At 37.1% G+C, this 26,379-nt stretch carries 18 protein-coding genes; 2 read left to right on the plus strand and 16 right to left on the minus strand.

The window, feature by feature from the left end; genetic code table 11:
• Nucleotides 1-35 precede the first annotated feature (35 nt).
• From tig to I589_RS10470, 5 genes are all read right to left on the minus strand, one after another.
• The gene (gene tig, locus I589_RS10450; protein WP_010767468.1) at nucleotides 36-1,319 is read right to left on the minus strand and encodes a trigger factor; all 1,284 of its coding nucleotides are present in this window, start codon (nucleotides 1,317-1,319) and stop codon (nucleotides 36-38) included.
• Between the two features lie 137 nt (nucleotides 1,320-1,456).
• Nucleotides 1,457-2,422, minus strand: a complete 966-nt coding sequence (locus tag I589_RS10455; RefSeq protein ID WP_010767467.1) for a hypothetical protein — start codon at nucleotides 2,420-2,422, stop codon at nucleotides 1,457-1,459.
• A 22-nt stretch (nucleotides 2,423-2,444) separates the two neighbouring features.
• Nucleotides 2,445-3,167 carry an RDD family protein gene (locus tag I589_RS10460; RefSeq protein WP_010767466.1) on the minus strand — a complete coding sequence of 241 codons (723 nt, stop codon included), beginning with the start codon at nucleotides 3,165-3,167 and terminating at the stop codon, nucleotides 2,445-2,447.
• Between the two features lies 1 nt (nucleotide 3,168).
• Nucleotides 3,169-4,197, minus strand: coding sequence for a signal peptide peptidase SppA (gene sppA / locus I589_RS10465; RefSeq protein WP_010767465.1), 1,029 nt, complete (start codon nucleotides 4,195-4,197; stop codon nucleotides 3,169-3,171).
• A gap of 12 nt (nucleotides 4,198-4,209) precedes the next feature.
• The gene (locus tag I589_RS10470) at nucleotides 4,210-4,500 is read right to left on the minus strand and encodes a hypothetical protein (protein ID WP_010767464.1); all 291 of its coding nucleotides are present in this window, start codon (nucleotides 4,498-4,500) and stop codon (nucleotides 4,210-4,212) included.
• 405 nt (nucleotides 4,501-4,905) lie between these two features.
• Between I589_RS10470 and glmS the strand changes: the two genes are divergently transcribed.
• Entirely contained in the window at nucleotides 4,906-6,714 is a 1,809-nt protein-coding gene (gene glmS, locus I589_RS10475; protein WP_010767463.1) for a glutamine--fructose-6-phosphate transaminase (isomerizing), read from the plus strand.
• 529 nt (nucleotides 6,715-7,243) lie between these two features.
• Here the strand turns inward: glmS and glmM are convergent.
• The 4 genes from glmM to nifJ all read right to left on the minus strand — a co-directional run bounded on the left by glmM (nucleotide 7,244) and on the right by nifJ (nucleotide 15,118).
• Complete coding sequence (glmM, locus tag I589_RS10480) at nucleotides 7,244-8,599, minus strand: phosphoglucosamine mutase (RefSeq protein WP_010767462.1); 1,356 nt, start codon at nucleotides 8,597-8,599, stop codon at nucleotides 7,244-7,246.
• A 26-nt stretch (nucleotides 8,600-8,625) separates the two neighbouring features.
• Complete coding sequence (locus I589_RS10485; RefSeq protein ID WP_010767461.1) at nucleotides 8,626-9,741, minus strand: CdaR family protein; 1,116 nt, start codon at nucleotides 9,739-9,741, stop codon at nucleotides 8,626-8,628.
• The gene (gene cdaA / locus I589_RS10490; protein ID WP_010767460.1) at nucleotides 9,741-10,622 is read right to left on the minus strand and encodes a diadenylate cyclase CdaA; all 882 of its coding nucleotides are present in this window, start codon (nucleotides 10,620-10,622) and stop codon (nucleotides 9,741-9,743) included. Before cdaA ends, I589_RS10485 begins: the two co-directional genes overlap by 1 nt.
• A gap of 830 nt (nucleotides 10,623-11,452) precedes the next feature.
• A complete protein-coding gene (gene nifJ / locus I589_RS10495) occupies nucleotides 11,453-15,118 on the minus strand; it encodes a pyruvate:ferredoxin (flavodoxin) oxidoreductase (protein WP_010767458.1) in 3,666 nt (1,221 codons plus the stop codon).
• A 209-nt stretch (nucleotides 15,119-15,327) separates the two neighbouring features.
• On the opposite strand from nifJ, the gene I589_RS10500 reads away from it, so the two are divergent.
• The gene (locus tag I589_RS10500; protein WP_010767457.1) at nucleotides 15,328-15,843 is read left to right on the plus strand and encodes a DsbA family protein; all 516 of its coding nucleotides are present in this window, start codon (nucleotides 15,328-15,330) and stop codon (nucleotides 15,841-15,843) included.
• 117 nt (nucleotides 15,844-15,960) lie between these two features.
• On the opposite strand, the gene whiA is transcribed toward I589_RS10500, so the two are convergent.
• The 7 genes from whiA to uvrB form a co-directional block, all read right to left on the minus strand.
• Complete coding sequence (gene whiA / locus I589_RS10505) at nucleotides 15,961-16,890, minus strand: DNA-binding protein WhiA (protein ID WP_010767456.1); 930 nt, start codon at nucleotides 16,888-16,890, stop codon at nucleotides 15,961-15,963.
• A gap of 30 nt (nucleotides 16,891-16,920) precedes the next feature.
• Nucleotides 16,921-17,919, minus strand: a complete 999-nt coding sequence (locus I589_RS10510; RefSeq protein WP_010767455.1) for a gluconeogenesis factor YvcK family protein — start codon at nucleotides 17,917-17,919, stop codon at nucleotides 16,921-16,923.
• Entirely contained in the window at nucleotides 17,916-18,800 is an 885-nt protein-coding gene (rapZ, locus tag I589_RS10515) for an RNase adapter RapZ (RefSeq protein WP_010767454.1), read from the minus strand. The genes I589_RS10510 and rapZ overlap by 4 nt, the downstream gene beginning before the upstream one ends.
• Nucleotides 18,801-19,075: 275 nt before the next feature.
• The gene (locus I589_RS10520; protein ID WP_010767453.1) at nucleotides 19,076-19,780 is read right to left on the minus strand and encodes an amino acid racemase; all 705 of its coding nucleotides are present in this window, start codon (nucleotides 19,778-19,780) and stop codon (nucleotides 19,076-19,078) included.
• A 3-nt stretch (nucleotides 19,781-19,783) separates the two neighbouring features.
• Entirely contained in the window at nucleotides 19,784-21,040 is a 1,257-nt protein-coding gene (locus tag I589_RS10525; protein ID WP_010767452.1) for a D-aspartate ligase, read from the minus strand.
• Nucleotides 21,041-21,359: 319 nt separating this feature from the next.
• Nucleotides 21,360-24,179, minus strand: a complete 2,820-nt coding sequence (gene uvrA, locus I589_RS10530; protein WP_010767451.1) for an excinuclease ABC subunit UvrA — start codon at nucleotides 24,177-24,179, stop codon at nucleotides 21,360-21,362.
• Nucleotides 24,180-24,188: 9 nt separating this feature from the next.
• A complete protein-coding gene (gene uvrB / locus I589_RS10535; protein WP_010767450.1) occupies nucleotides 24,189-26,183 on the minus strand; it encodes an excinuclease ABC subunit UvrB in 1,995 nt (664 codons plus the stop codon).
• Nucleotides 26,184-26,379 lie beyond the last annotated feature (196 nt).

The raw sequence follows: 26,379 nt of genomic DNA on the forward strand, positions 1-26,379 counted from the left end.
GAGTTTCCTCATTTTCAAAAGCCCTATATAACAGATTATTTTTCAGTAGCAGTTGAAGTAATTGTTTCTACTGCTTTTTTCATTGCAATATCATGTTTTAACATGTCTTCAGTAAGAACATTTTTAATTTGATCTTCAGGCATGTTGTATGTTTCAGATAATTCTTTGATTTCAGCGGCAATTTCTTCTTCTGTCGCATCAATATTTTCAGCTGCAGCAATTGCTTCAATCACAAGATTTGTTTTTGTGCGAATTTCTGCTTCGCCTTCAAATTGCGTATGCAAGTCTGCTTCTGTTGTACCAGTTAATTGATAGTACATCTCTGGAGCAATTCCTTGACGCTGCATATTGTTTAAGAATTCATCCATTGAACGGTGAACTTCATCGTGAACCATAACGTGTGGTAAGTCAAGAATTTCAGCATTTTCTACTGCTTGGCGAATAGCTGCTTCATCTTTTGCTTCATCAGCTGCTTTTTCTTTCGTTTCTGTTAATTCTTTACGATATTTTTCTTTCAATTCAGCTAACGTTTCAACTTCTTCATCAACATCTTTTGCAAATTCATCATCTAATTCAGGCAATTCTTTTGCTTTGACTTCATGAAGAGTTACTTTAAAGACTGCTTCTTTTCCAGCTAGTTCTTCTGCTTGGTAGTCTTCTGGGAAAGTAACTGTCACATCAAAGCTTTCGCCAGCTTTATGACCAACTACTTGCTCTTCGAATCCAGGGATAAATGAACCAGAACCTAATTCTAGAGAATAGTTTTCTCCTTTTCCACCTTCAAAGGCTTCTTCGCCGACGAATCCTTCAAAGTCAATTACTGTTGTGTCGCCATCAGCTGCTGCTTCATCTTCTTTGATTACTAATTCAGCTTGAGCTTCTTGTTCGCGTTTGATGCGTGCATCTACGTCTTCATCAGTTACTTCGCGATCTTGTTTTTCAACTGTTAAGTTTTTATATTCACCTAATTTTACTTCAGGTTTTACTGTTACTTCAGCAGTAATTGTCCAGTCTTCGCCTTTATTCATGCTTTCAACATCAATTTTTGGTTGTGATACTGGGTCAATTCCGGCTTCTTTTACAGCAGCTTCATAAGCTTCTGGTAATACAGCGTTAAGTGCGTCTTCATATAAGGCTTCTTCACCGTACATGCTGTTAAACATTTGACGAGATACTTTTCCTTTACGGAATCCAGGAACGTTTAGGTTTCCTTTTACTTTGTTGAACGCAGTTGTTAATCCTTTTTGGATTACCTCTTGTTCGATTGTAAATGTTAATACACCATCATTAGTGCCTTTTTTTTCCCATTTTGCAGTCATTTGTTTCCCTCCGAATAAATAAAAAATTTATACACGATTTTGTGTTATGCATACTTTTAAATAGTACACTAACCCTTGTAAATTGTAAACATTTAGCATAGCAACAAATAATTTTTTTACCTATTTTTCATTATTCCCTACTGAAAATACAGTTTTTGTATTTGTTCTTGTAATTGTTCTTTCAACTGCTGGATTGCTTCCCACTCATTTTCCTCCAGTCGGGCATCTGCTTGAAGATTATATTCAGCGTAATCAACAAGATAGCTAACTGCCCACAAATATGGATTCTTTATTTTTTCGTCTGCATATGGAAAAAGAAGAGCAAAATGTAAACGAACTTCATTCATCATATTCAATAATAAAGAAGGATTATCATTTACCAGCTTTTCTTCTAGCAGATTAGAAACCTGTTGGTAGGTCTTTGCTGATGCAGGCAACAAGAGGTTTTTAGGGACTACTGTATACAGTTTTTCATCCAACCAAAGAAAATCATACGTTTGTTCACTTTGTATTTTTACGAGCTCTTCTAACACTTTTGATCGAACAAGCTGATGTAGAAGCTCATCCTTTAAAAATGTTGCTGCCAGAGATTCAAAGACTTCTGTAGGAAGGGTTTCAATTTTTTTTATTTCACCCATCTGAGTAAGATAATCGGCTGTTGAAAGGGATTGAAGGTTTTTTATTCCTTCCTTCACCTTTCTATATTCCAATTGCTGGTAAGCGTGCTCAGTTTGCGTAATTTGTTCCTGATAGTCATCTAATAAATGTTGCTCATCCGTGTTGGCCGTTTCTCTCTTTGATCCGATTAAACTCGTTGCCTGTATGAACAAACGCTTTTGAAGTAAGACTTGTAAATATAAGCCTAAGTAATCAATAGACTTGAAATAATCATGCCACATTTCTTTAGCGTACTCAAACGCTTTATCTGCCTCTCCTAATTCCAATAAAGTTGAAACTAATAAAAGATTCACAGAAAAATCCTGCTCTAAATCATAAGCAGAAGAAAAATATTCAGTTGCCTTAAGCAGTTCTCCTTCATCTAAAGCATGTTTTCCCAGTCGGACAAGGCGTTGAAATTCTTTTGGAAATTCTATTTGATTCATGTTCGTCCTCTTTCTTAATAGACTATCCTTTCACTTGTTTGTTAAAGGCTAAGACAGTATTAATGGTTACAACACTCGTGTTTGAAAGAAAATCACCAATATGTTGCTTTTTCCCACTAAAAATAGTGGGTAGGTAGCCTATCATTAACAATGGATATTTCAATATAAATCTGCAGGCTCCCTCGCGAATGAGCACCGTTTGCCAACTAAGCTTCTCTTCGTCAAAACTAATGACTTGAATGCCAAAAATCATTTTTCCGATAGTCTGTCCATTAGTTAATTTTGTAACTAAAATAAAATAGGCTAGATAAATCAGTAAACTCACTAATGCATAGATACTCCAAAAGTAGCTATCTTTTGTCCATCCGGCAACTGAAAAAATGGAACCTATTGAAATAGAAGTAATCGCCTGAATGCACAAAATATCGATGATAAAAGCAAATCCTCTAATCCAAAATCCTGCAAAAAAGTAAGCGGGGAAATCATGAACCTTAGGTATCCTCTTTTCTTCTTCAAATGAGTGCCAAGCTTCTTGCTTTTGCTTCACTTCTTCTTCTGAATAAGTTGTTTTATTTCGCTCTTCAATAAGCTGATTATAGAACGCTTGATTTGGACCGACTTGAGGCTCTAACGGTTTCTCAGCTTGTGGAGTCGTTTCTTTTTTTGTTGTACCAGTTAGTGTATTGTTTTTCTCATCAGTTGAGGTTAGTTGAACAGACGGCTCTTTTTGATTTTCATCACTCATCTTATTCACCTCCGTAATAGTACATAGCTTTCGGTGCCTCAGAGGTACCTATACTTTTAAGTAACGCTTGAACCTGACTACTTTCAGAAGGCTGCAGTCCTTGAATTTGAGCAAGCTTTGCACCTAACCACGTGCTGGCAAACCCAGAGCTCTTCACGCTGTATTGTACATATTGAGCATCTTCTAATCCATAATCTTTTCTTAACGCTTTAAGCGCTTCATCAGGAAAGCCGATTTCATCAATAAGCCCTGCATCTAATGCTTGTTGTCCGTCATAAATTCGACCATCAGCAATTTTTTTTACTTCCTCTTCGCTCATTTTTCTGCCTTCTGAAACAACACCTACAAAACGATTATATGCACTATCAATGTAGGCTTGAAGTACTTCTTCTTCTTCTTTTGTTTCAGGTCTTGTTCCAGAGCCCATATCTTTTAATGCGCCACTTTTCACCGTTGCATCCTCGACACCTAATTTTTCAAGCAGACCAGAATAATTCAAGCTAGACATAATTACACCGATTGATCCTGTTACAGTCTCTTGCGTTGCAAAAATTTTATCTGCGTGTGCTGAAATATAATAACCGCCACTGGCAGCCATATTCTTCATACTGACGTAGATAGGAATTTTATTGTCCTGCTGTAGCTCTTGCAAAGCACGTGCTAATTCGGCACTTTCGTAGACTCCTCCTCCTGGTGTATTCACTTCAAGAAGTACGGCTTTAACGCTTGGGGATTTTTTGATTGCTTGGATTTGATCAAGCAACTCTTCATGGTTATAGGTTTCTGTAGAAAATAATCCGCCACTTCCACCTGTTATTGTTCCTTCTACTTGGATTTTTGCAATTTTGTCAGAAGAGCTTCCATCTTCCAGAACAGTTTCTGACAATTGGTTTGATCCATATAATAAAGTATTTATTGAAGACAATTCATCTGTCTCTTTTGTTTCTTTTTTTGTAAGTCCCGCAGTAATCCCTGAGAAAATAAATAATGCGACAGCAATTCCGACGGCTACCCAACGTTTGGCATTCATCTGTACTCCTCCCTAATATAAATTACGCAAAACAACGATGGTTTCACTCTCACCAGTTGCATGCGTTTTTTCTGCTTTTTCTTCTAAGGAATAACCGAGGAAAATTTCTTTAGTCAGCTCATCCTGTACTTTAAATTGCTTTGCTTGTTCAGCTGTTAAGGCATCTGGCGCAACTTCTTGTAAGCTGTCCCAACCAGTATCTAAAAATACTTTTGTATCATCTGAGATATTAGCATTTGCTTCCAGTGTTTGAATTGCTTGCTTTAACTCTTTAATTGTCATTACCTTAATCTCTGTTTCCATTTGTTCATCCTCCTCACAGATAGATTTATTGTACCAAAATTTTCCTTTTTCTGTCGACTTTCTTTTTGGTCTGTTGGTAATGGAAAGAAGCTGTTCATTCCTCTAGGCACTTGCAATCTCAATTGTAACATCTATACCAATTTATTTTTATGTTGACAAATAATTATATTAACGCTATGATTTTACTTGTTTCCGAAAGAATATTAAAGGAGGATTTAAATATACCAATTGGATAGCGCCTGGTCTGGTTTTCAGACGACGAGGAAAGAGTTTATCGAATCATTCGGCGGATGACTCTAGGGTCTGCACTCTATAGATAAATAAAAAAACGAATGGAGACATTCCAACAAAGTATTTATCAAGCAGCGGAAACATATAATGGACAGAAGGTAGGAAAAAATCATTATGTGTGGAATTGTAGGAATTGTAGGAAAGCCAAATGCGACAGAGATTATCATTAAAGGACTAGAAAAATTAGAATATCGCGGGTATGATTCAGCAGGTTTATTTGTTGCTAATCGAACATCAGGATCATTAGTCAAGGCACAGGGACGAATAAAAAATCTCTCTGATAAATTAACCCCTGATGTAACAGGAACGATTGGTATCGGACATACCCGCTGGGCAACCCATGGACAGCCAAGTGAAGAAAATGCCCATCCCCATACTTCACAGAGTCATCGATTAGTTTTAGTTCATAATGGTGTAATTGAGAATTTTGAAGAATTGAAGTCGAACTTTTTGGCAGCCGATAAATTTATCGGAGAGACAGATACAGAAATAGTCGTTCATTTAATAGAATTTTTTATGAGTCAAGGGTTAACGACAAAAGAAGCGTTTAAAAAATCACTAGAAGAGATTCAGGGATCCTATGCGTTTGCGTTAGTTGATAAAGAAGATCCAGAAACTATTTACGTGGCTAAAAACAAGAGTCCTTTACTTGTAGGTCTTGGAGATGGTTTCAATGTTATTTGTAGTGATGCAATGGCTATGCTTGAACAAACGAATCGCTTCGTTGAGCTTGTAGATGGCGAAACGGTTGTGGTAACAGCAGATGAAATCCTCATTGAAGATCAAAAAGGAAATCAGGTATTTCGCGACTCTTATGAAGCACAGCTTGATTTATCAGATATAGAAAAAGGAACCTATCCTTATTACATGCTAAAAGAGGTTGATGAGCAACCAGCAGTTATGAGAAAAATTAGTCAAGCCTATCTCTCACAACAAGGGGATTGTCAAATTGATGAGGCATTATTAAAAGAAATGAGTAGCAGTGACCGAATCTATATCATTGCTTGCGGAACAAGTAGTCACGCAGGATGGGTTGGAAAAAAAATCATCGAAACATTGGCAAATATTCCTGTAGAAATTCATTTATCCAGTGAATTTGGCTATAATATGCCTTTATTATCAGAAAAACCTTTCTTTCTCTTTTTAAGTCAAAGTGGTGAAACAGCTGATAGTCGACAAGTACTGGTAAAAATTAACGAGTTAACCTATCCTTCTCTAACGATTACAAACGTTGCAGGCTCGACTCTTTCTAGAGAAGCAACCTATACCCTACTATTACATGCAGGCCCTGAAATTGCTGTTGCTTCTACAAAAGCATATACAGCTCAAATTGCAGTACTTGCTGTTTTGGCAAAGGCACTTGGGCAACAAAAAAATCGTTTAGTTGCTAAGGAATTCAATCTTGTTCATGAGTTAGGCTTGATTGCAACTAGCATGGAATCAGTCATTAGTGAAAAAGAGTTGATTCAGCAGCTCGTTACAGCGTATCTGACAGATACAAGAAATGCCTTTTATATTGGACGAGGCGTTGATTACTACGTTTCTATGGAAGCCGCATTAAAACTAAAAGAAATTTCTTACATTCAAGCTGAGGGATTTGCTGCTGGTGAATTGAAACACGGAACCATCGCTTTAATTGAAGAAGGAACACCTGTATTAGGGATTATTACAGACGAAATTACAGGATCCCATACACGTGGGAACTTAAAAGAAGTAGAAAGCCGTGGGGCACACACCTTAGTGATCGCAAGTGAAGGATTGGCAAGACCTACCGATCAATTGATTTTGCCAAATGTTCATCCTCTATTAAGCGCACTTTTAAGTGTTGTTCCAACACAGTTAATCGCGTATTATGCAACATTACAGCGAGGGTATGATGTAGATAAACCGAGAAATTTAGCAAAATCAGTTACGGTTGAGTAAATCGAGAGGTGGGCTTAGGACTTATGTCCCAAGCCCATTTTTTCTTTGTTTCTGGTTATACGTGCTTAGAATCCTACTTTACTAATAACAGGCTACCCGTAAAAAGAATTATTCCAAAGTTTATGTAAGCAAAAAAAGGTTGAATAAATATTTTTAGTCTATCTAATCTACAGAGAATTTGTACAATGAACTGTTTAAAAGTTTTACAATAAGCTTTCTAGTGATTGAAAACCATGAATGTCTTTGAAACAAAAAAATAGCTGTACAATGTTTGAGGTGGATGAAAAAATTTGTCTGCTTCTATTTTTTCAGGAAAAATAGAAACATAATTTTACTTAGTTTTGAAGCGAAACAACTACGCAACGAAAACCAACTAGCTTTCGTTGCGTAGAGGCACCTAATTTTATTCATTCACATTACTTGACTTAGAGCAAAAAAAACAGAACCAAGAGATTTTTCTCTTGATTCTGGGTTACTTTCCATTCATGAATGTTTGACAAAATATTTAAAAAAACGAGAAGTCTCTCTGTTATTCTGCACCAATTTCTTTACGTACAACCTCTGCAATCTTTTCTACATAATACGCTACTTTTTCATGCGTTGGTGCTTCTGCCATCACACGTAATAGGGGTTCTGTTCCTGAAGGACGAACTAAAATTCGACCTTCGCCATTCATTTCTTTTTCGGCTTCTTCTACAACTGCTTTAATTGCAGGAACCTCCATTGCGCCATTTTTATCTGTCACGCGGATATTTACTAATTTTTGCGGATAAATAGTTACTTCTCCTGCTAATTCGGAGAGTTTCTTACCTGTTTGTTTCATAATATGAAGCAACTGAATCCCAGAAAGCATACCATCGCCAGTAGTATTAAAATCTAAAAATACCATATGACCTGATTGTTCGCCGCCAAAATTATAATCATTTTTTCGCATTTCTTCCACAACATAACGGTCACCAACTTGTGTAATGACATCCTTCAAACCAATTTCTTTAACTGCCTTGTGGAAGCCCAAATTACTCATCACAGTTGTTACAATTGTGTCTTTCTTTAAACGATTTTTTTCTGCTAAGAATTTTGCACAGATAAACATGATTTTGTCGCCATCAACAATATTTCCAAGCTCATCGACTGCAATGATACGATCACCATCGCCATCGAAGGCTAAACCTGCATCTGCCCCTTTTTCAACAACCATTTCTGCTAATTTTTCAGGATGTGTTGATCCAACACCATCATTAATGTTTAATCCATTAGGTTTTGTACCCATCGTGTAAAAATCAGTTTCCAAGTCTGCAAATAAACGATTTACTGAAGTTGCTGTTGCTCCATTTGCAGCATCGATACAAACAGTTAAACCAGACAAATCTCCAGTGATTGTTTGAACTAAAAATTGAGAGTATTTTAATAACCCTTCTGGAAATTCTTCAACAGTACCTAAACCTTCAGCTGAAGGTCTTGGTAAATCATCCACCTCAGCATCAAGCAAAGCTTCAATTTCTAGCTCTTGGCTGTCGACTAATTTAAAACCATCCGCTCCAAAGAATTTGATTCCATTATCCTCAGCAGGATTATGAGAAGCAGAAATCATTACGCCGGCTGAAGCTTTTTGTAATCTTGTTAGGTAAGCAACACCCGGTGTAGAAATAACACCAAGCTGGAAAACTTCAATACCGACAGACAGCAGACCAGCAATTAGTGCTTCTTCTAACATTTGTCCAGAAATACGTGTATCTCTTCCTACAAGAACACGAGGTCTTTTTTCGCCTGTTTCATGTTGGCTGAGGACATAGCCTCCACAGCGTCCTAATTTAAATGCTAATTCAGGTGTCAGCTCTTTATTGGCTACGCCGCGCACACCATCAGTTCCAAAATATTTCCCCATAATCAATTTCTCTCCTTAATTTCGTCCTAGTTTGTTCCGTCAGTCTTTTCTACTTTATCCTCAGTTTCATCGGTTTTTTCTGTATTTTCTGTGTTTTTTGATGAGGTTGTTGTTTGCTTTTCCTCTTCAGATTCGGTGGATGTTTCGGATGTCACTTTTGTTTCGGTTGTGTCAAGTGTACTTGATTCGTTTTCATAAACTGGTACAATATCTACTTCAACAGATTTCGGTGAAATAGACAGACCAGAGTCAATTGGAATATCAATTGTCTTTTTCGTTGCTTTTGAAACACCTGATACATCTACTGGTATTTCAATACTCGACAAGCCATCTAATTTTTCTTGAGCACCTGAAATAGTAGCTAAAGTTTGGTTCAGTGTCAAGTTATAATAGGCAATTCCCTTTTCCAAATTTCCTGTCTGTTGCGGGTACAAGCTCACCACTTTTTGCGGTGCTACGACTTCTACATCAATCGTCACCTTATCAGGAGTAGATTGGATACTTAATGGCTCTCCTGCACTATTCAATGCCTGAATAGCGGCTTTTTCGCTGAAATCAGATTTTGCTACTTTAGAAGGATCAACCGTTGCAACTACACGTTTAATTTCCTTCAAGGTTTGATCACCCGTTGTAATTTGTACTTCTTTTGGCGAGACAGTGACATCTCCCAATGTAAATCCTTCTCCAGTATTTGATGAGGAAACCACAGGATCTACTTCAAACGTCTTTGTTACTTTTTTCTCAATAGTAACTGTGATTGTTCCAGGATCAATACTAGCAGAAACTGCACTACTTAAATTTTGCATCCGAAGACGAACTTCATGTGTTCCCTCTTTTAAGTCAGACAAGTCTGCTACCACGCTAAAACTACGAGTGTCTTCATTTAATTCTGCATTCAGCTGAATCTTGTTTGCACTGCTTAGCTTGACTGTTACATTATTTTCAAAACCATGAATGTAATATTTTTCTGAATCATAGATTGGTTTTATTGCTACATTTGTTGCTGTTTCACTGTATCCTTCACTCCCTGTCGTCGAAGTAGAAGAAAGATTTTTTCCGTTTACATTAAAGAATAAAAGCAAACTAAACAACAATGCTAAAACAGCATAAAACACATTACTTTTTTTCATTTTCGTATCCACTATTTATCCCCCTTGCTCATACCATCAAGGAAAGATTGCAGAAGATTTTTTTTCTCTTTTTCATCTTCTGTTGGAGCTAATTCTCGTTTTAAAATTTCCAAATATTCTTCTTGTGTCAACGCAGGGATTAATTCATTATTCAATGTGATACTTACATCCCCTGTTTCCTCTGAGACAATAATCGTAACTGCGTCACTTACTTCACTGACACCCACAGCTGCACGGTGTCTTGTCCCATACTCTTTTGGAATCAGCATACTTTCCGACAATGGCAAATAGGCACAGGCAACTGCAATTTTTCCATTTTTCACAATAACCGCACCATCGTGTAGCGGCGTATTTGGAATAAAGATATTGATTAGTAATTCTCCTGTAATATCTGCATCAAGCGCAATCCCAGTTTCTATATATTCATCCAACCCTGTATTTCGTTGAATTGTGATTAATGCGCCGATTTTTCTTCGAGACATATACTGGATTGCTTTGTCAAAAGATAAAATCATTCGCTCATCTTCGCGTTGCCCTTTTTTAGGTGGTTTGAAGAAAGAGCTTCTCCCTAAGTGCTCCAGTCCGCGACGAACTTCTGGTTGAAAAATGACAATCGTTGCGATTACCCCATAAGTAATTACCTGACTCATCAGCCATGATAAGGTATGCAAACCAATGACATCCGCAAGAATTTGAATCAGAATAAACATAGCAACGCCCTTTAAAAGTTGAACGGCTTTTGTTCCTCTGACTAATTGAATTAATTTATAAACTAAGAACCAGACAACCAGAATATCTAAAATGTTTATAAAAAAATTAGCTGAAAACAGGCTTCCGGTAAAAATCTGTTTCCAATACTCGAGATTGAGTAATTCTCCTAATTGAAATGACATAGACAGCCTCTCTTCTCTATTTGAGATTTCTTAAATAGTATAGCATAGCTTTGATTAGCTTAACATTAAGATAGACCAAATTTTCCCTTAATTTAGGAAAACTTTCTGTAAACTATAGAATTTCTTTTAAAATATGAAGGCGTAACTTCATGTTTTGGAGGATATTGATTATGAATTATTATAAAGTAGAATTCAAAGTGAAGATAGTACAAGACTACTTAGAAGCTCCTCCGTGTGAACGAGCCTTAGCAAAAAAAATAAGGTAGAGTGTTTTTTCAGCTCGATTCTAAAGCAGAAACTCTTTACAGATATTTTAGAACGCCACTATAATGAGCGGAATTCTGAGGGAATACCTATCAGCTCCCTTATTCATTTTTAGACGGGGAAATTATTCCCTATTAATTTTAGCAAAAACGCTACACTGGATTGCTTGTTCTCCTCTAAATAAGTGATTGAAGCAAGCGATGAATCAAACAATCGAGTAATCCTTTAATTCAATCAAGGTTGATATTACCAAAAAATCAGTAGTATGTCAGAGAATTAAGAAAGACAAGAATAGTCCAAAGCATGCCTCAAAAAGGAAACTGTTTAGACAACGCTTTAATGAAAATTTCTTTGGATTAATAAGATAAAAGATGTATTACGTCCACTGTTTTTCTACTCTTTAAGAATTAAGACAAGCTGTTACAACATCTATCCATTATTATAATCATCACTGCATAAAAACAAAATTGACTGGTATGAGTCCGATTAATATCGAATTCATACCAGCCAGTTGGTTAATTAATTTGCGTACAACTTTTAAGTCGAGCCTCATTATTGTTAGAGCATTAGTTCTTTCGTTTCGCTGCGCGTTCCGCACGTTTTGCTGCTCTTCTTGCTTCAGCTTCAGGATCAACTACCCGCTCTTTTTTTACACGCGCCGGTTTTTGAAGAGACTCTTCCGACTTTCCTTCTAGTTTCTCACGTATCTTTTCTTCTTGACCTGATAAACGGGCATAATTATAAAATCGGGTTTTTGCGTCGTTTACTGTCTTTTCAAATAATTTTTCAGCATGCTCTGGCTGTGTTGACTCCAAAGAAGAAAAACGAACTTGTTGTCTCATGAAATTGGGCATTAATGAAAAGTCTGGTTTCTTATAATCCAATGTCATCGGGTTCTTCCCTTGTTCTCTTAACTCAGGATTATATCGGTATAATGACCAATAGCCTGATTCAACTGCCTCTTTAGCCTCTTTTAGCGTTTGGCTCATCCCGCCTAAAAGTCCATGAGTAATACATGGCGTGTAAGCAATCACAATTGATGGTCCAGGGAATTTTTCTGCTTCCTCTAATGCTTTAATGGTTTGCATTTGATTTGCCCCTGAGGCAATTTGAGCAACATAAACATTCCCGTAAGTCATCGCCATCATGCCTAAATCTTTCTTGGAGGCATACTTCCCACTAGCAGAAAATTTTGCAATAGCAGAAGCTGGCGTTGCTTTAGACACTTGTCCACCTGTATTTGAATAGACTTCATTATCTAGCACAAGTAAATTCACGTCTGCTCCACTTGCTAGCACATGGTCAATTCCTCCGTAGCCAATATCATATGCCCAGCCATCTCCGCCAATCATCCACTGACTAGGTTTAACAAATAAATCACTCGCTCCAAGAATTTCTTCTAGATTAGGATTTTCTTGTCTTTCCTCTATCAAAGCAGCAGTTAATTTTGCCGCTCTTTGCTGTGTACCTTCGCTTTCATTCATATGAAGTATCCAGTCATTCATCAATTCTTTGAGACTGTCAGATACATTCGGCAAGATATGCAGCATCATTTCGGCTAAATGTTCTCTTCGTGTCTGTGAGGCTAAAAACATTCCATAGCCATATTCTGCATTGTCCTCCAATAAAGAATTCGACCATGCAGGGCCTTGTCCACTTTCGTTGGTTGTGTAAGGAGAAGCAGGAGCCGCTCCGCCCCAGATAGATGAACAACCTGTAGCATTTGCAATCATCATTCTGTCCCCATACATTTGGGTTAATAGTTTTACATAAGGTGTTTCCCCACATCCCGCACATGCGCCAGAAAACTCTAATAACGGTTTATTAAATTGTGTTCCTAAAACTGTATTCTTTTTCACTGGGTTTTCTTTTTGTCGCAAAGTCATTGCAAACGCCCAATTCATTGCTTGCTCTTTTGATTCCTCATAAGGCTTCATGACTAATGCTTTCCCTTTTGCTGGACAGGCCTCTACACAAAGTCCACAGCCTGTACAATCTTCCACAGAGACTTGAATACGGTATTTCAGTCCATCTGCGCCTCTCATCTCACGAACAATGAATCCTTCTGGTGCCTCTTCTAGCTCTTCTTCGTCAGCTAGGAAAGGACGAATGGCCGCATGAGGACAAACAAATGCACATTCGTTACACATGGTACAGCGATCACTAATCCACTCAGGAACCTCTAAGGCAACTCCTCGTTTTTCAACAGCAGCAGTTCCTAACGGCATCCGTCCGTCAGTCATATCATTTGCGACTAAGGTTCCTACAGAAAGCTCATTTCCTTCTTGTGCATTTACAGGTTCTAAAATCTGTGTAATATAAGCAGATTTTTCTCTAGCTGACTGTCTTTCTTCAAGAGATACAGTGAACCACTCAGCAGGAATGTCTACTTTGTGTAATAACTCAACGGTACGGTCAATTGCTTGTACATTTTTTTCCACAATTGCCATTGATTTCTTTTTATAGCTCTTCAACGCTTCCTCTTTCAAAATAGGTAACACATCATCAAAAGGAATGATATTCGCCAATTTGAAAAAGGCAGTCTCCATTGCTGTGTTGATTCGACCACCTAACCCAACTTCTTGCGCAAGTTTAACAGCATTAATTGTGTAAAATTGAATCTCATTTTCTGCAATGTAGCGTTTCAATTTATTGGGAAGGTGACGATTTAATTGTTCATCATCCCAAACAGTATTTAATAGAAATGTACCGCCCTTCTTTAGCCCTTTGACAAGATCGTAATTATGAATATAGGCAGGTGTGTGACAGGCGATAAAATCAGCATGCTCAATCAAATACGTTGAACGAATCGGTGTTTCTCCAAAACGTAAATGAGACACTGTTAATCCGCCAGATTTTTTTGAATCATAATAGAAATACCCTTGTGCATATTTCTTCGTATGATCCCCAATTATTTTAATCGCTGATTTATTCGCTCCGACAGTTCCATCAGAACCAAAGCCCCAGAATTTAGCTTGATAGGTTTGTTTATTGGTTAGGTCTAAGGAAGGACCCAAATCAAGCGACATATTTGTAACATCATCAACAATTCCAATTGTAAATCGACGTTTTACTTCACTTCTTGATTTTTTTAATTCATCGTAAACTGCGACAATTTGATTTGGAACGACGTCTTTTGAACCGAGTCCATAACGTCCACCAATAATTAGTGGATGAATTTCTGTATCGTAGACTGCACTTTGAACATCCAATAACAACGGTTCCCCTCCAGCGCCAGGTTCCTTACTCCGGTCTAAGACAGCAATACTTTTCACTGTTTCCGGTAATTTTTCTAAAAATGTCTCAATTGGGAAGGGGCGATATAAATGAATGTTTAAAAAGCCGACTTTTCTTCCTTCAATTAATAAATGATCAATGGTCTGTTCAATGGTTGGTGCTACAGATCCCATCGAAACGATAATTTCTTCTGCGTCTTCTGCTCCGTAATAGGTGACTAGATCGTATGCTGTTCCTCTCAACTCATTTATTTTGCCCATATATTTTTGTACAATTTTAGGCAATTCTTCGTAATGTGTATTAATGGTTTCTCTTTGTTGGAAATGAATATCTGGATTTTGATTGGTTCCACTAACCGATGGATGGTTAGGATTCATACTTTTTGCACGAAATTCTGCTAACTTTTCCTGATTCATTAAAGGTGCTAATTCCTCATAGTCTAATACTTCAATTTTTTGAATTTCATGACTTGTTCGAAATCCATCAAAAAAGTTTAAAAATGGAATACCAGATTCAATAGCTGCTAAGTGTGCAACAGGTGCTAAATCCATTACTTCTTGAACACTACTTTCTTGGAGCATTGCAAATCCAGTTTGACGAGCAGCCATCACGTCTCCGTGATCTCCAAAAATATTTAAAGCATTAGTCGTTACCGCACGACTGGCTACATGAAACACACCAGGAAGCAGTTCACCAGCAATTTTATACATATTGGGAATCATCAATAACAATCCTTGTGAAGCGGTATACGTAGTTGTTAACGCACCCGTTTTCAAAGAGCCATGGACAACACCGGCAGCTCCTGCTTCTGATTGCATTTCAACAATTTTTACAGGCTGACCAAAAATATTCTTTTTTCCTTCGGCAGACCATTGATCCACTAGCTCAGCCATTGTTGAACTTGGTGTAATTGGGTAAATTGCAGCTAATTCAGTAAAGGCATAGGAAATATAAGCTGCCGCAGTATTTCCATCCATTGTTTTCATTTTGCGCATGTATCATCATCCTCTTAATTGATTTGAGTCAAATCGTTCCATTCCATTATAACTGATATTTTTTTATTTTAAAGAGATTATTGGATAATTTTTTCACATAGTCCTATATATTCTTATAAATCCGCTCCTTTTTTTGTGAATCTCTGTAAGCTAAAAAGATTCCATTTCTTTAAAAAATTCGGTACACTAGATAAAAAGGAGGAATTTTGATGGATATATCTATTATTAAAGCAAATCAAACAAATACTCAGACTGGGTTAAAAATAGGCGCAGATGAGGCACCTAAAAAGATGGTAGAATTTATTAACGTTCGTTGCCCTTACTGTCGTAAATGGTTTGAAGAGTCTTACGATGTACTCTTTGAAGCTGTCTCTGAAGGGAAAATACAACGTATCATTAAATTTTTCGATAAGGAAAAAGAAAGCCTGCAGCGAGGAAATGTTATGCAGCATCACATTACCCAAACAGATGGCGCAAAGGCATTACAGGAGTTAAAGAAAATCTTTGATACACAGGATGAGTGGGGGAATCTTTCATTAGAAGAAGTTGCAGTATATGCAAAAGAAACTCTTAATCTTACAGAACAATTTGATCAATCAGTAACCGATTCAATTATTGCTGAAGCAAATGCTGCTAATATTCAGTTTGTACCAACTGTCATCGTAGATAACCATATTTTTGACGAATCAATTTCCAAAGATGAGTTAAAAGAAATTATCGGCTAATACCATAAAAGCAGCCATAAAAATTTATTCATAAACTAGTAAAAAAACGAGCGGATCGTTGAAGTAACTTCTACGTATCCGCTCGTTTTTTATTAGTTTTATTGATACATCTGTCTTCTATCTATTTCTTAGATTATCCGAAAATTCATTTATTTTACGGATTCGATGATTGATTCCTGATTTTGAAATTGCTCCTGAAGGAATCATCTCGCCAAGTTCTTTCAAACTAACCTCAGGATGTTCCAAACGCAGTTCTGCAATTTCTTGAAGTTTTTCTGGCAATGCTTGTAAACCTACTGTATTTTCAATGTATTGGATATTTTCAATCTGCTTTGATGCAGCATCGATTGTTTTATTCAGATTTGCTGTCTCGCAATTGACTAATCGATTCACAGAATTCCTCATATCACGAACAATTCGCACATCTTCAAATCTCAGCATTGAGTTTGTCGCGCCAATCAATGTGAGGAAATCCGCAATTTTTTCTGCTCCTTTCAGATAACAGATATAGCCATTTCGTCTTTCAAGTGTTCGCGCATTCAAATCATAATAGTTTAACATATCACAGACATCCTGATTATGTTCTTCATATAAAGAAAAAATTTCCAAATGATATCGGCTTGTTTCTGGATTATTTACTGACCCTGAAGCCATAAACGCCCCACGTAAGTATGAACGCATTTTCTGTGCATTCCCCAAAATTTCATCTGAGACATGACTATTAAACATCAAACCATCCATTATATCTAAATCCAACAAAATGCGTTCGGTATCTTGCTTTAGTCGAACGATATAGACATTATTCTTTTTTAATTTCATTTTTTTTCGTACAAGCAGCTCACTGCGTACGTCATAATGATCTTTTAAAAGAGAATAGATACGTCTGGCAATCGCCGCATTTTCCGTTTGGACATTCAAGATAAATTGATGATTGGATAAGCTAAGTGAGCCATTCATCCGAATAAGCGCCGCTAGTTCAGCTTTTGCGTGCTCGCGATGAACCTCTAAACCAGTCAACTCTTTTTTTACCTCTGCTGCAAATGACAATCTATTCTCCTCCCTTCTTTTTTCACTGAATTAAACTTTTGCACCAAATACGATTCGGAAAAGTTCCTCCACTACTTTTGTTCCATCGTGGAATACACCGCCGTCTCTTAGCTCTAAAAAGTCAGTTGACACCACTCGGCAGCCCTCTTCTCGTAATCCATTAAAATCATGTTTTACTTGAACAAGGTATTCATCATAGATTTCTGGATCCATATAGTCATCAGGGACTTTTTCTGTATTTACTAATACAGTATCTATAAATTGATTTTTTAAATGATTATTTAATACACGAACGTGATCGGCATCTGTAAAATGCTCAGTTTCTCCCTTTTGAGTCATAATATTGCAGATATAAACAACTTCTGCTTTCGTACTCACCAAAGCTTCGCCTATTTCCGGGATAACCAAATTAGGAAGGATGCTGGTAAACAAGCTTCCTGGTCCTAATACAACCATGTCAGCGTCCATGATGCTAGCTACAACTTTTCGTGCAGCGGTTGGTGTGTCATCACCTTCCACATTTCGAACAAACACATGATCGATTGTTTTTCGATCGATGGCAATTTTCGATTCTCCTACTGCTGAGGTTCCATCCTTAAATACTGCATGTAAAACGAGGGGTTGTTCAGAAGAGGGGTAAATATGTCCATCAACATGCATCATTTTGGATAACAGCTGAATAGCATCATAGGTACTTCCCCTCATCTCTGAAACAGCAGCAATAATCAAGTTTCCTATCGCATGATTTGCTAAAAAACTATCCTCCGCATCAAATCGGTATTGAAAAATGTCTTCATAAAGCTGTGGCATGTCAGACAAAGCAACTAATACATTTCGCATATCTCCAGGAGGAGCCATATCAATTGTATCTCGTATTTCTCCGCTGCTTCCTCCGTCATCGGCCACAGTAACAACCGCTGTAATATCTGCTCCCTGATTTCGTAAGCTTTTTAAAATAACAGGTAGACCTGTTCCGCCGCCTACTACAACAATTTTTGGTTTTCTAATACGGTATGTTTTCATCTTCATGAGCGATTTACCGTCTCTTTGCGTTTATCTTTGTCTCGATGAGTCATATTAACTTTATAGTTTTCCATTAGAAATTTTGCAATACGTTCAGTAAGTGCCACGGAGCGATGCTGACCACCTGTACAACCAATAGCAATGGTTAAACTACTTTTCCCTTCTTTTACGTATCCTGGTAAAATACTTTGCAGCAAATCAACAAACTTTGTATAAAACTCCTCAGTTTCCGGAAAAGACATGACGTAATCATATACTTCAGAGTTCTGTCCTGTTAACGGACGAAGTTCTGGAATGTAGTGCGGATTTGGCAGAAAACGAACATCCATTACTAAATCTGCATCAATAGGCAGTCCATATTTAAATCCAAAGGAAACCATCTCAATACGAAAGCCAACATCATTCTTAGATTTAAATTCATGATTAATTTTTTCACGAAGAACTCTCGGACTTAACTCTGTTGTATCAATCACAATAGATGCCTGTGATTTAATATCGTTTAAAATCGCCCGCTCTTTTCGAATTCCTTCGGTTACTAACCCATCCATAGCCATTGGATGAGTACGTCGTGTTTCTTTGTAGCGAGACACAAGCTCAGAATCTGATGCGTCTAAAAATAGTACAGAGGTATCAATAAAATCTGTATTTTCAATTTCAATTAACATCGATTGAATTTCTTCAAAAAATGAGCGCGAACGTAAATCCACCACTAAAGCAATTTTAGTCACTTTTCCCGACTCTTTGATTAACTCCCAAAACTTAGGGATCAAGCTTGGCGGCATATTGTCTACACAAAAATAACCCATATCTTCAAAACTTTGAATAGCAACTGTCTTCCCAGCACCACTCATTCCTGTAATAATCACTAATTGTAAGTTATCTACCATAACTATTCACTCCTATCTATTGGACAACAACATTATATCATTCCGGGCGTGTCATTGCCATCTATCTTACCTATTTCTTTTGTTTTCTACTATAATAAACTTCAGTCTGCTGCTGTTTTCTCTAAAAAAGTAGGCATAAAAGAAAAAGACAGAAGCTTAATTAGTCATTGAAAAAATGGGGACGGAGCTGAACACTTCTGTTCCGTCCTCTTTATTTTTGACTATCAACTACTTCAGTCTTTCATAAACTTTTACTTTGAGTAACTCGATTCACCTTATTTGCGTAACTCTAACGCTTTTTCAATCGTTCGATCAGCTAATATGGACTGTGCATCAATCACAGGATACGGATTATCCGTTGTGAATTCCTGAATCAACGAAAGCTCGGTACAGCCTAAGACTACTTTTTCACAGCCATATTTTTTTGTTACCTCATCCAAAATTTCATAATAGAGTTCTTGATTCAAAAAATCATTTTCTTTAATGTCATGATAAATTAAATGATTGATTTTTTCTTGCAATATTTTTTCAGGAATAAAGACATCGAAACCAAATGTACGAAGTTCTTTTTCGTAGACACCTGCTTTCACACTTCCTTCAGTTCCTAAAAAAGCTACCTTACCATTCGGCATTTGTTTTTTTAATTCCTTGGCAGCTTCTCTTGGCATGTGAAGCATAGGGATATCCGTTGCCTGCTGAAGCTCGTCAAAAAAGTAATGAGCCGTGTTACAAGTTAAAACGATGAACTCAGGTTTTAACAAATTTTGTTTTTCAATATCATCCAGCAAAAATGGAATTGGATTTTCATTAGTCTGGTCAAGAATATAAGCCGTTCTATCAGGAACAGTTGCATGATTAAATAAGACATAGTTTAGATAATCCTGATCTTTATGTGCAACAGTCCGATGATTAAGTAAACGGACAAAACTCTCAGTTGCCATTGTGCCCATACCACCTAAGATACTAAAAAAACTTTCCATAGATTACCCTTCTTTCACATTAAAATGGGTTTTAAAGCGTGCGATATAATTGTGGAACATATATTTCATTAATAGCCAACGTTTCAGAGAGCGTTCTTTTTGATAAAAGACAGTTGTTCCCCAACGCCCTTCTTTTATCATCTGTTTGGCGATTTCCTTGTCTTGATTGTCTCGTGCATAAGTTAAAAAGACTTTTTTTGGCACACCCATCCATAATTTTGCTTTCTCAGAAGCATTACTTCCATAAATCGTTTCTGTAAATGGTTGCTTGAATACACGATCTTCTGTAACAAAACGCGCTAAGTTTAACCCATTTAATGTCACAAAGAAGCTACTACGCCCTTGTCTCAAATTAATTTCAAATAATTTATATTCACCATCTCGCACATCGTATTTCATATCGAAATTAGCAAACCCAGTATAATCAATTTTTTCTAAAAACTCTTTAATTGTTTGATAAATCTTTTCATTATAATCTGGCATAATAACCACATAATTTCCAATTGAAGCCGGCGTAGGATCTTCTAGTAATGGATGACCTAAACACATCATACGAACATTATGCTCAGCATCAACATAAGCATTCAAAACTCTCATATTACTATCATCGCCTGGAATGAAATCTTGTGCGATTAATTCGCTTGTGTAGCCTGCAGAATAAATTTTATTTATAACAGAGTTAAACTCTGTTAGATTATCTATAATAAATGCTTTTTTTCGTCCTTCAAAATCTACAGACAGGTATTCCACACTATTTGCTGGTTTTAAGGCTACTGGAAAATTAAATGGAAGCTCTGTTGCTAACTGACCATTTATGACCATCTCTTCACGGATAATTAGTGTTTTTGGATAAGGTAAGTCATATTCTTCACAGACCTCGTAAAAACTTACTTTGTTCACTAAACGTTCAAATAATTCATAATCAATATATGGGCAAACAAACGTTTTAGACAATTCTTCCTTGTGTTGAGAAATAAGTTCTGCATAGCCATCCCCACAAGCAATCAGCAAATAGACTTTAGATGAATCTGTATATTTTTCATTCATCAGTTTTCTCATCTCTTCGATAAAGACTGGATCTTTATCAAATCCGGGAATAACCTCTACATTTACAATATTACTGTATTTTGTTGGCGCCAACTGATCAGAGGCATACGCCTGACAAACCTTTCCATAGGCTTCATTAAATGAACGTGCCATCCCATACACATTCATATCGCTTCCTAATAAAATTGGCACAAACTCTTGTTGATTACTCATATAAACACGCTCTCTTTTATTCAAAATTTCTGATTGTTCTCAATCGTTCTTTCATTTATCTATCACTTCAATAAAATTTACAACAGGATTATCATACCATAAAGAAAAAAGCAATCAAAGGGAAGACCTTAGATTGCTCATTTCTTTTTTGAACGGATTTCACTTATAGGCTGTTTTTGTCTATACCAATTTAGTAGTAGATTCAACCATAATTAAATAATATAAGATATTAAAAGCAAAGACAAGCCATTTTACAAGCTTTTTAAACTTTTTTAATAACTTATCCATAAGAAAAATCAATTTCTAGAAAAACAGACCATTATTTTAAAACTTTTTTTAGGTAGAAACCTGTATAACTCTCAGGAACTGCAGCAATTTCTTCTGGCGTGCCAGTTGCAATAATTGTTCCTCCACCATCGCCGCCTTCTGGACCTAAATCAATGACATGATCAGCTGATTTTATCACATCTAAATTATGTTCAATCACTAAGACTGTATTTCCTGCATCAACTAGACGTTCAAGAACGACTAAAAGACGTGCAATATCGTCTGTATGCAATCCAGTAGTTGGTTCATCCAATATATAGAAATTTTTCCCATTTGAATTTTTGTGAAGTTCACTTGCTAGCTTCATACGCTGCGCTTCACCACCAGATAACGTTGTCGCAGGTTGACCTAACGTAACGTATCCTAGACCAACGTCTACGATTGTTTGCAGTTTCCGATGGATTTTTGGAATTGATTTGAAAAATTCTACAGCATCTTCAACAGTCATATCCAAAATATCCGCAATATTTTTTCCTTTATAGTGAACCTCCAGCGTTTCAGAATTATATCGTTTTCCATGACAAACCTCACAAGGAACATAGACGTCTGGTAAGAAATGCATTTCAATTTTAATAATCCCATCGCCGCGACAAGCCTCACAACGACCGCCCTTCACGTTAAAACTAAAGCGCCCCTTTTTGTAGCCGCGTATTTTAGCTTCGTTTGTTTTTGCAAATAAATCACGAATGTCATCAAATACACTTGTATACGTTGCTGGATTACTTCGTGGTGTACGTCCGATTGGACTTTGGTCAATATCAATTATTTTTTCAATGTGCTTATAGCCAGTTAACGTCTTATGTTTGCCCGGCTTATTTGAATTTCGATTAATCTTTTGCGCCAATCCTTTTTTCAAAATTTGATTGACTAGCGTGCTCTTTCCAGAACCAGATACTCCAGTAACTGCGACAAATTCACCCAAAGGAAACTCAGCAGTGACATTTTTCAAATTATTTTCTGCAGCACCAGTAATTTTTATTTTTTGTCCGTTTCCTTTTCTTCGCTCTGCTGGAACAGGAATTACTTTTTTACCTGAAAGATATTGTCCAGTTAACGATTTCTTATTTTTTTCTACTTGCTTTGGTGTGCCAGCAGCAACGATTTCGCCTCCCTGATGTCCAGCTCCGGGACCGACATCAATCAGATAGTCCGCGGCACGCATAGTATCTTCATCATGCTCTACAACAATCAAGGTATTTCCTAAATCACGCATTTTTTTCAATGATTCAATCAACCGGTCATTGTCTCTTTGGTGTAACCCGATAGAGGGCTCATCTAGTATATAGAGGACACCAGAAAGATTGGAGCCAATCTGGGTTGCCAACCGGATTCTTTGTGCTTCTCCACCAGACAATGTTCCCGATGCTCTACTCAATGTCAGATAATCTAACCCAACATTTTCTAAGAAGGTTAACCGGTCATTGACTTCTTTTAAAATGGGACGTGCAATCATCGTTTCCTGTTCAGATAATTTTACTTCTTCAAAAAAATGAACAGCATTTTTGATTGCTAATTCACTGACCTGACCAATGTTTGTTCCATTTACTTGAACAGATAATGCTTGTGGATTCAAGCGATACCCTTTACAAGACTGACACGTTAACTCCGTCATGTACAAGCGCATTTGTTCTCTTGTAAAGTCACTATTTGTTTCATGGTATCGGCGGTCAATATTTTTCAATACACCTTCAAATGCAACTTCCACATCTCTTACACCGCCAAAATCATTTTCATAATGGAAATGGAAAGGCTCACCATTTGAACCATTTAAAATAATCTCTTGATGTTCTTCAGGAAGTTCGTCAAACGGCGTATCCATATCAATATTAAAACTTTCTGCGGCTTGTTCTAACATTTGAGGATAGTATTGTGAACTGATTGGATTCCAAGGTGTAATCGCTCCCTCACGTAAGGTTTTACTTCCATCTGGAATCACTAAATCTTTATCAACTTCTAGCTTCACCCCTAAGCCATCACATTCTGAACAAGCCCCAAAAGGTGCGTTGAATGAAAATAATCGCGGCTCCAGTTCCCCCACCGTAAACCCACAGTAGGGACACGCATAGTGCTCACTAAATAGCATTTCTTCTTTACCAATTACATCCACAATCGCATAGCCTTCAGCCAATCGTAATGCAGCTTCAAACGAGTCAAATAAACGAGAACGAATTCCCTCTTTGACTACGATTCGATCAACCACAATGGCAATATCGTGTTTTTTATTTTTTTCCAACTCAGGTGCTTCAGAGATATCATAGGTTTCTCCGTCCACGCGAATACGAACATACCCTTCTCTTTGAATCATTTCAAATACTTTTTTATGTTGTCCTTTTTTCTTGGATACGACCGGAGCTAGAATTTGTATCTTTGTACGATCCTCTAACTCAAGTACTTTATCGACCATCTGTTCTACAGACTGACTGGTAATTTCTATATGATCGTTTGGACAAATAGGATGCCCTACACGCGCATAGAGCAAACGTAGATAATCATTGATTTCTGTGACCGTTCCGACTGTCGAACGGGGATTTTTACTAGTTGTTTTTTGATCAATTGATATGGCTGGACTTAACCCATCAATACTATCAACATCAGGTTTATCCATCTGACCTAAAAACTGTCTTGCATAAGCAGATAAACTCTCAACATATCGTCTTTGTCCTTCTGCATACAGCGTATCAAAAGCAAGAGAGCTTTTCCCAGAACCTGATAATCCGGTAACAACAACCATTTTGTCTCTTGGAATTGTCACATCAATATTTTTTAGGTTATGGGCTCTTGCACCGTGAATTACTATTTTATCGTTTGCCATTGTTTTCTCCTATTCCGATGCCTTTAACTCAAGAATGGTATCTCTAAGCGTTGCTGCTGTCTCAAAGTCTAACGCTTTGGCTGCATCTTTCATTTCTTTTTCTAGTTTCAATAGTAAAGTTTCTTTTTCTGCTTTACTTAATTCATCATAAGATACTGTAATTTTTTCATCTTCTGAATTATCAGCAGTTTTTGTAATGGAGATTAACTCGCGAATTTCTTTAATGATTGTTTTCGGTACAATCCCATGTTCTTCATTATAGGCCTCTTGAACTTGACGTCTTCTGGCAGTCTCGTCAATAGCTTTTTGCATAGAATCCGTCATCTTATCTGCATACATGATAACTTTTCCTTCAGAATTTCTTGCCGCTCGTCCAATTGTCTGTACTAATGAACGCTCACTTCTTAGGAATCCTTCTTTATCTGCGTCTAAAATAGCAACTAGAGAAACTTCTGGAACATCAAGTCCTTCTCTAAGTAAGTTGATTCCAACAAGTACATCAAACTCCCCAAGTCGTAAATCTCGAATAATTTCTGTTCGTTCAAGGGTTTTTATATCGCTATGAAGATACTTCACTTTGATGCCCAACTCTTTAAAGTAATCCGTCAAGTCCTCTGACATTTTTTTCGTTAACGTAGTAACAAATACACGCTGATTCTTTTCAACCCGATCATTGATTTCTCCAACTAAATCATCGATTTGCCCCATGATAGGACGGACTTCAATGACAGGATCAAGTAAACCGGTCGGACGAATAATCTGCTGTACAACCGTATCTGTTTGCTCAGCTTCATAAGGACCCGGTGTCGCAGATACATAGACAATCTGATGAACGTGCTCTTCAAATTCTTCCAAGCGAAGCGGACGATTATCTAGCGCTGATGGCAAACGGAACCCATAATCCACCAGCATTTGTTTTCTCGCTCTATCTCCGTTATACATTCCTCTTACTTGAGGCATCGTTACGTGGGATTCATCAACAACAAGTAGAAAATCATCTGGGAAGAAATCAATCAATGTATATGGAGGCTCACCTTCTTTTCGGCCATCCATATGTCTTGAATAGTTTTCAATTCCTGAGGTATAGCCCATCTCCATCATCATTTCAATGTCATAATTTGTTCGTTGTTCAAGACGTTGGGCTTCCAAAAGTTTATTATCCTCTCTCAAAACCTTAAGTCGATCTGCCAATTCCTGACGTATATTATTGATAGCATGCTCCATATGTTCCTCATTTGTGACAAAGTGAGTCGCTGGGAAAATTGCTACATGTTCCGTCTCTCCTACAACCTCACCTGTAAGAGCATCCACTTCACGAATCCGTTCTACTTCATCGCCAAAAAACTCTACTCGCAAAGCGCGTTCATCTCTTGAAGCAGGGAAGATTTCTACAACATCTCCTCGCACACGGAACCGTCCACGTTGAAAGTCAATATCATTTCTTTCAAATTGGATATCAACAAGTTTTTTTAACAGCTGACTGCGATCCATCTCCATACCTACTCGAATAGAAACAACCTGCTCACTGTATTCTTTAGGTGATCCCAAGCCAAAAATACAGGATACGGAAGCGACAACAATCACGTCATTTCTTTCAAGCAGAGAGCTGGTTGCTGAATGTCGAAGTTTATCAATTTCATCATTAATACTCGAATCTTTTTCAATATAAGTATCACTTGAAGGAACATATGCTTCTGGTTGATAGTAATCATAGTAAGAAACAAAGTATTCAACTGCATTATTTGGAAAAAATTCCTTGAATTCTCCATAAAGCTGCCCAGCCAATGTCTTATTGTGAGCAATAATTAATGTTGGCTTGTTCACTTCTTTTATTAGGTTTGAAATGGTATAGGTTTTTCCTGTCCCAGTCGCTCCCAAGAGTATTTGAGCCTTCTTTCCTTCCACCACTCCATCAACTAACTGACGAATGGCTTCTGGCTGGTCTCCTGCAGGTTGATACTTTGAAACAAGTTCGAAAGTATGAGAAGTATCTCTTTCAATCATGTCTTCTCCTCCTCAAGTTAAATTATCTTTGCGAAAAATAACAGCAAAAACCATAGTAAAATAGTCATTTTCCATACTGAAAAAATTATACCACACCGAACATACTTTCGCTATCTTTTTGTATTTCTCTTTTTCAAACTCATGTCAGATTTCCTTACATAAGATGTGACATTTTTTCATTTTTTTCTGTTTTTGC

The sequence above is a fragment of the Enterococcus phoeniculicola ATCC BAA-412 genome (assembly GCF_000407505.1).
Classification (GTDB): Bacteria; Bacillota; Bacilli; order Lactobacillales; family Enterococcaceae; genus Enterococcus_K; species Enterococcus_K phoeniculicola.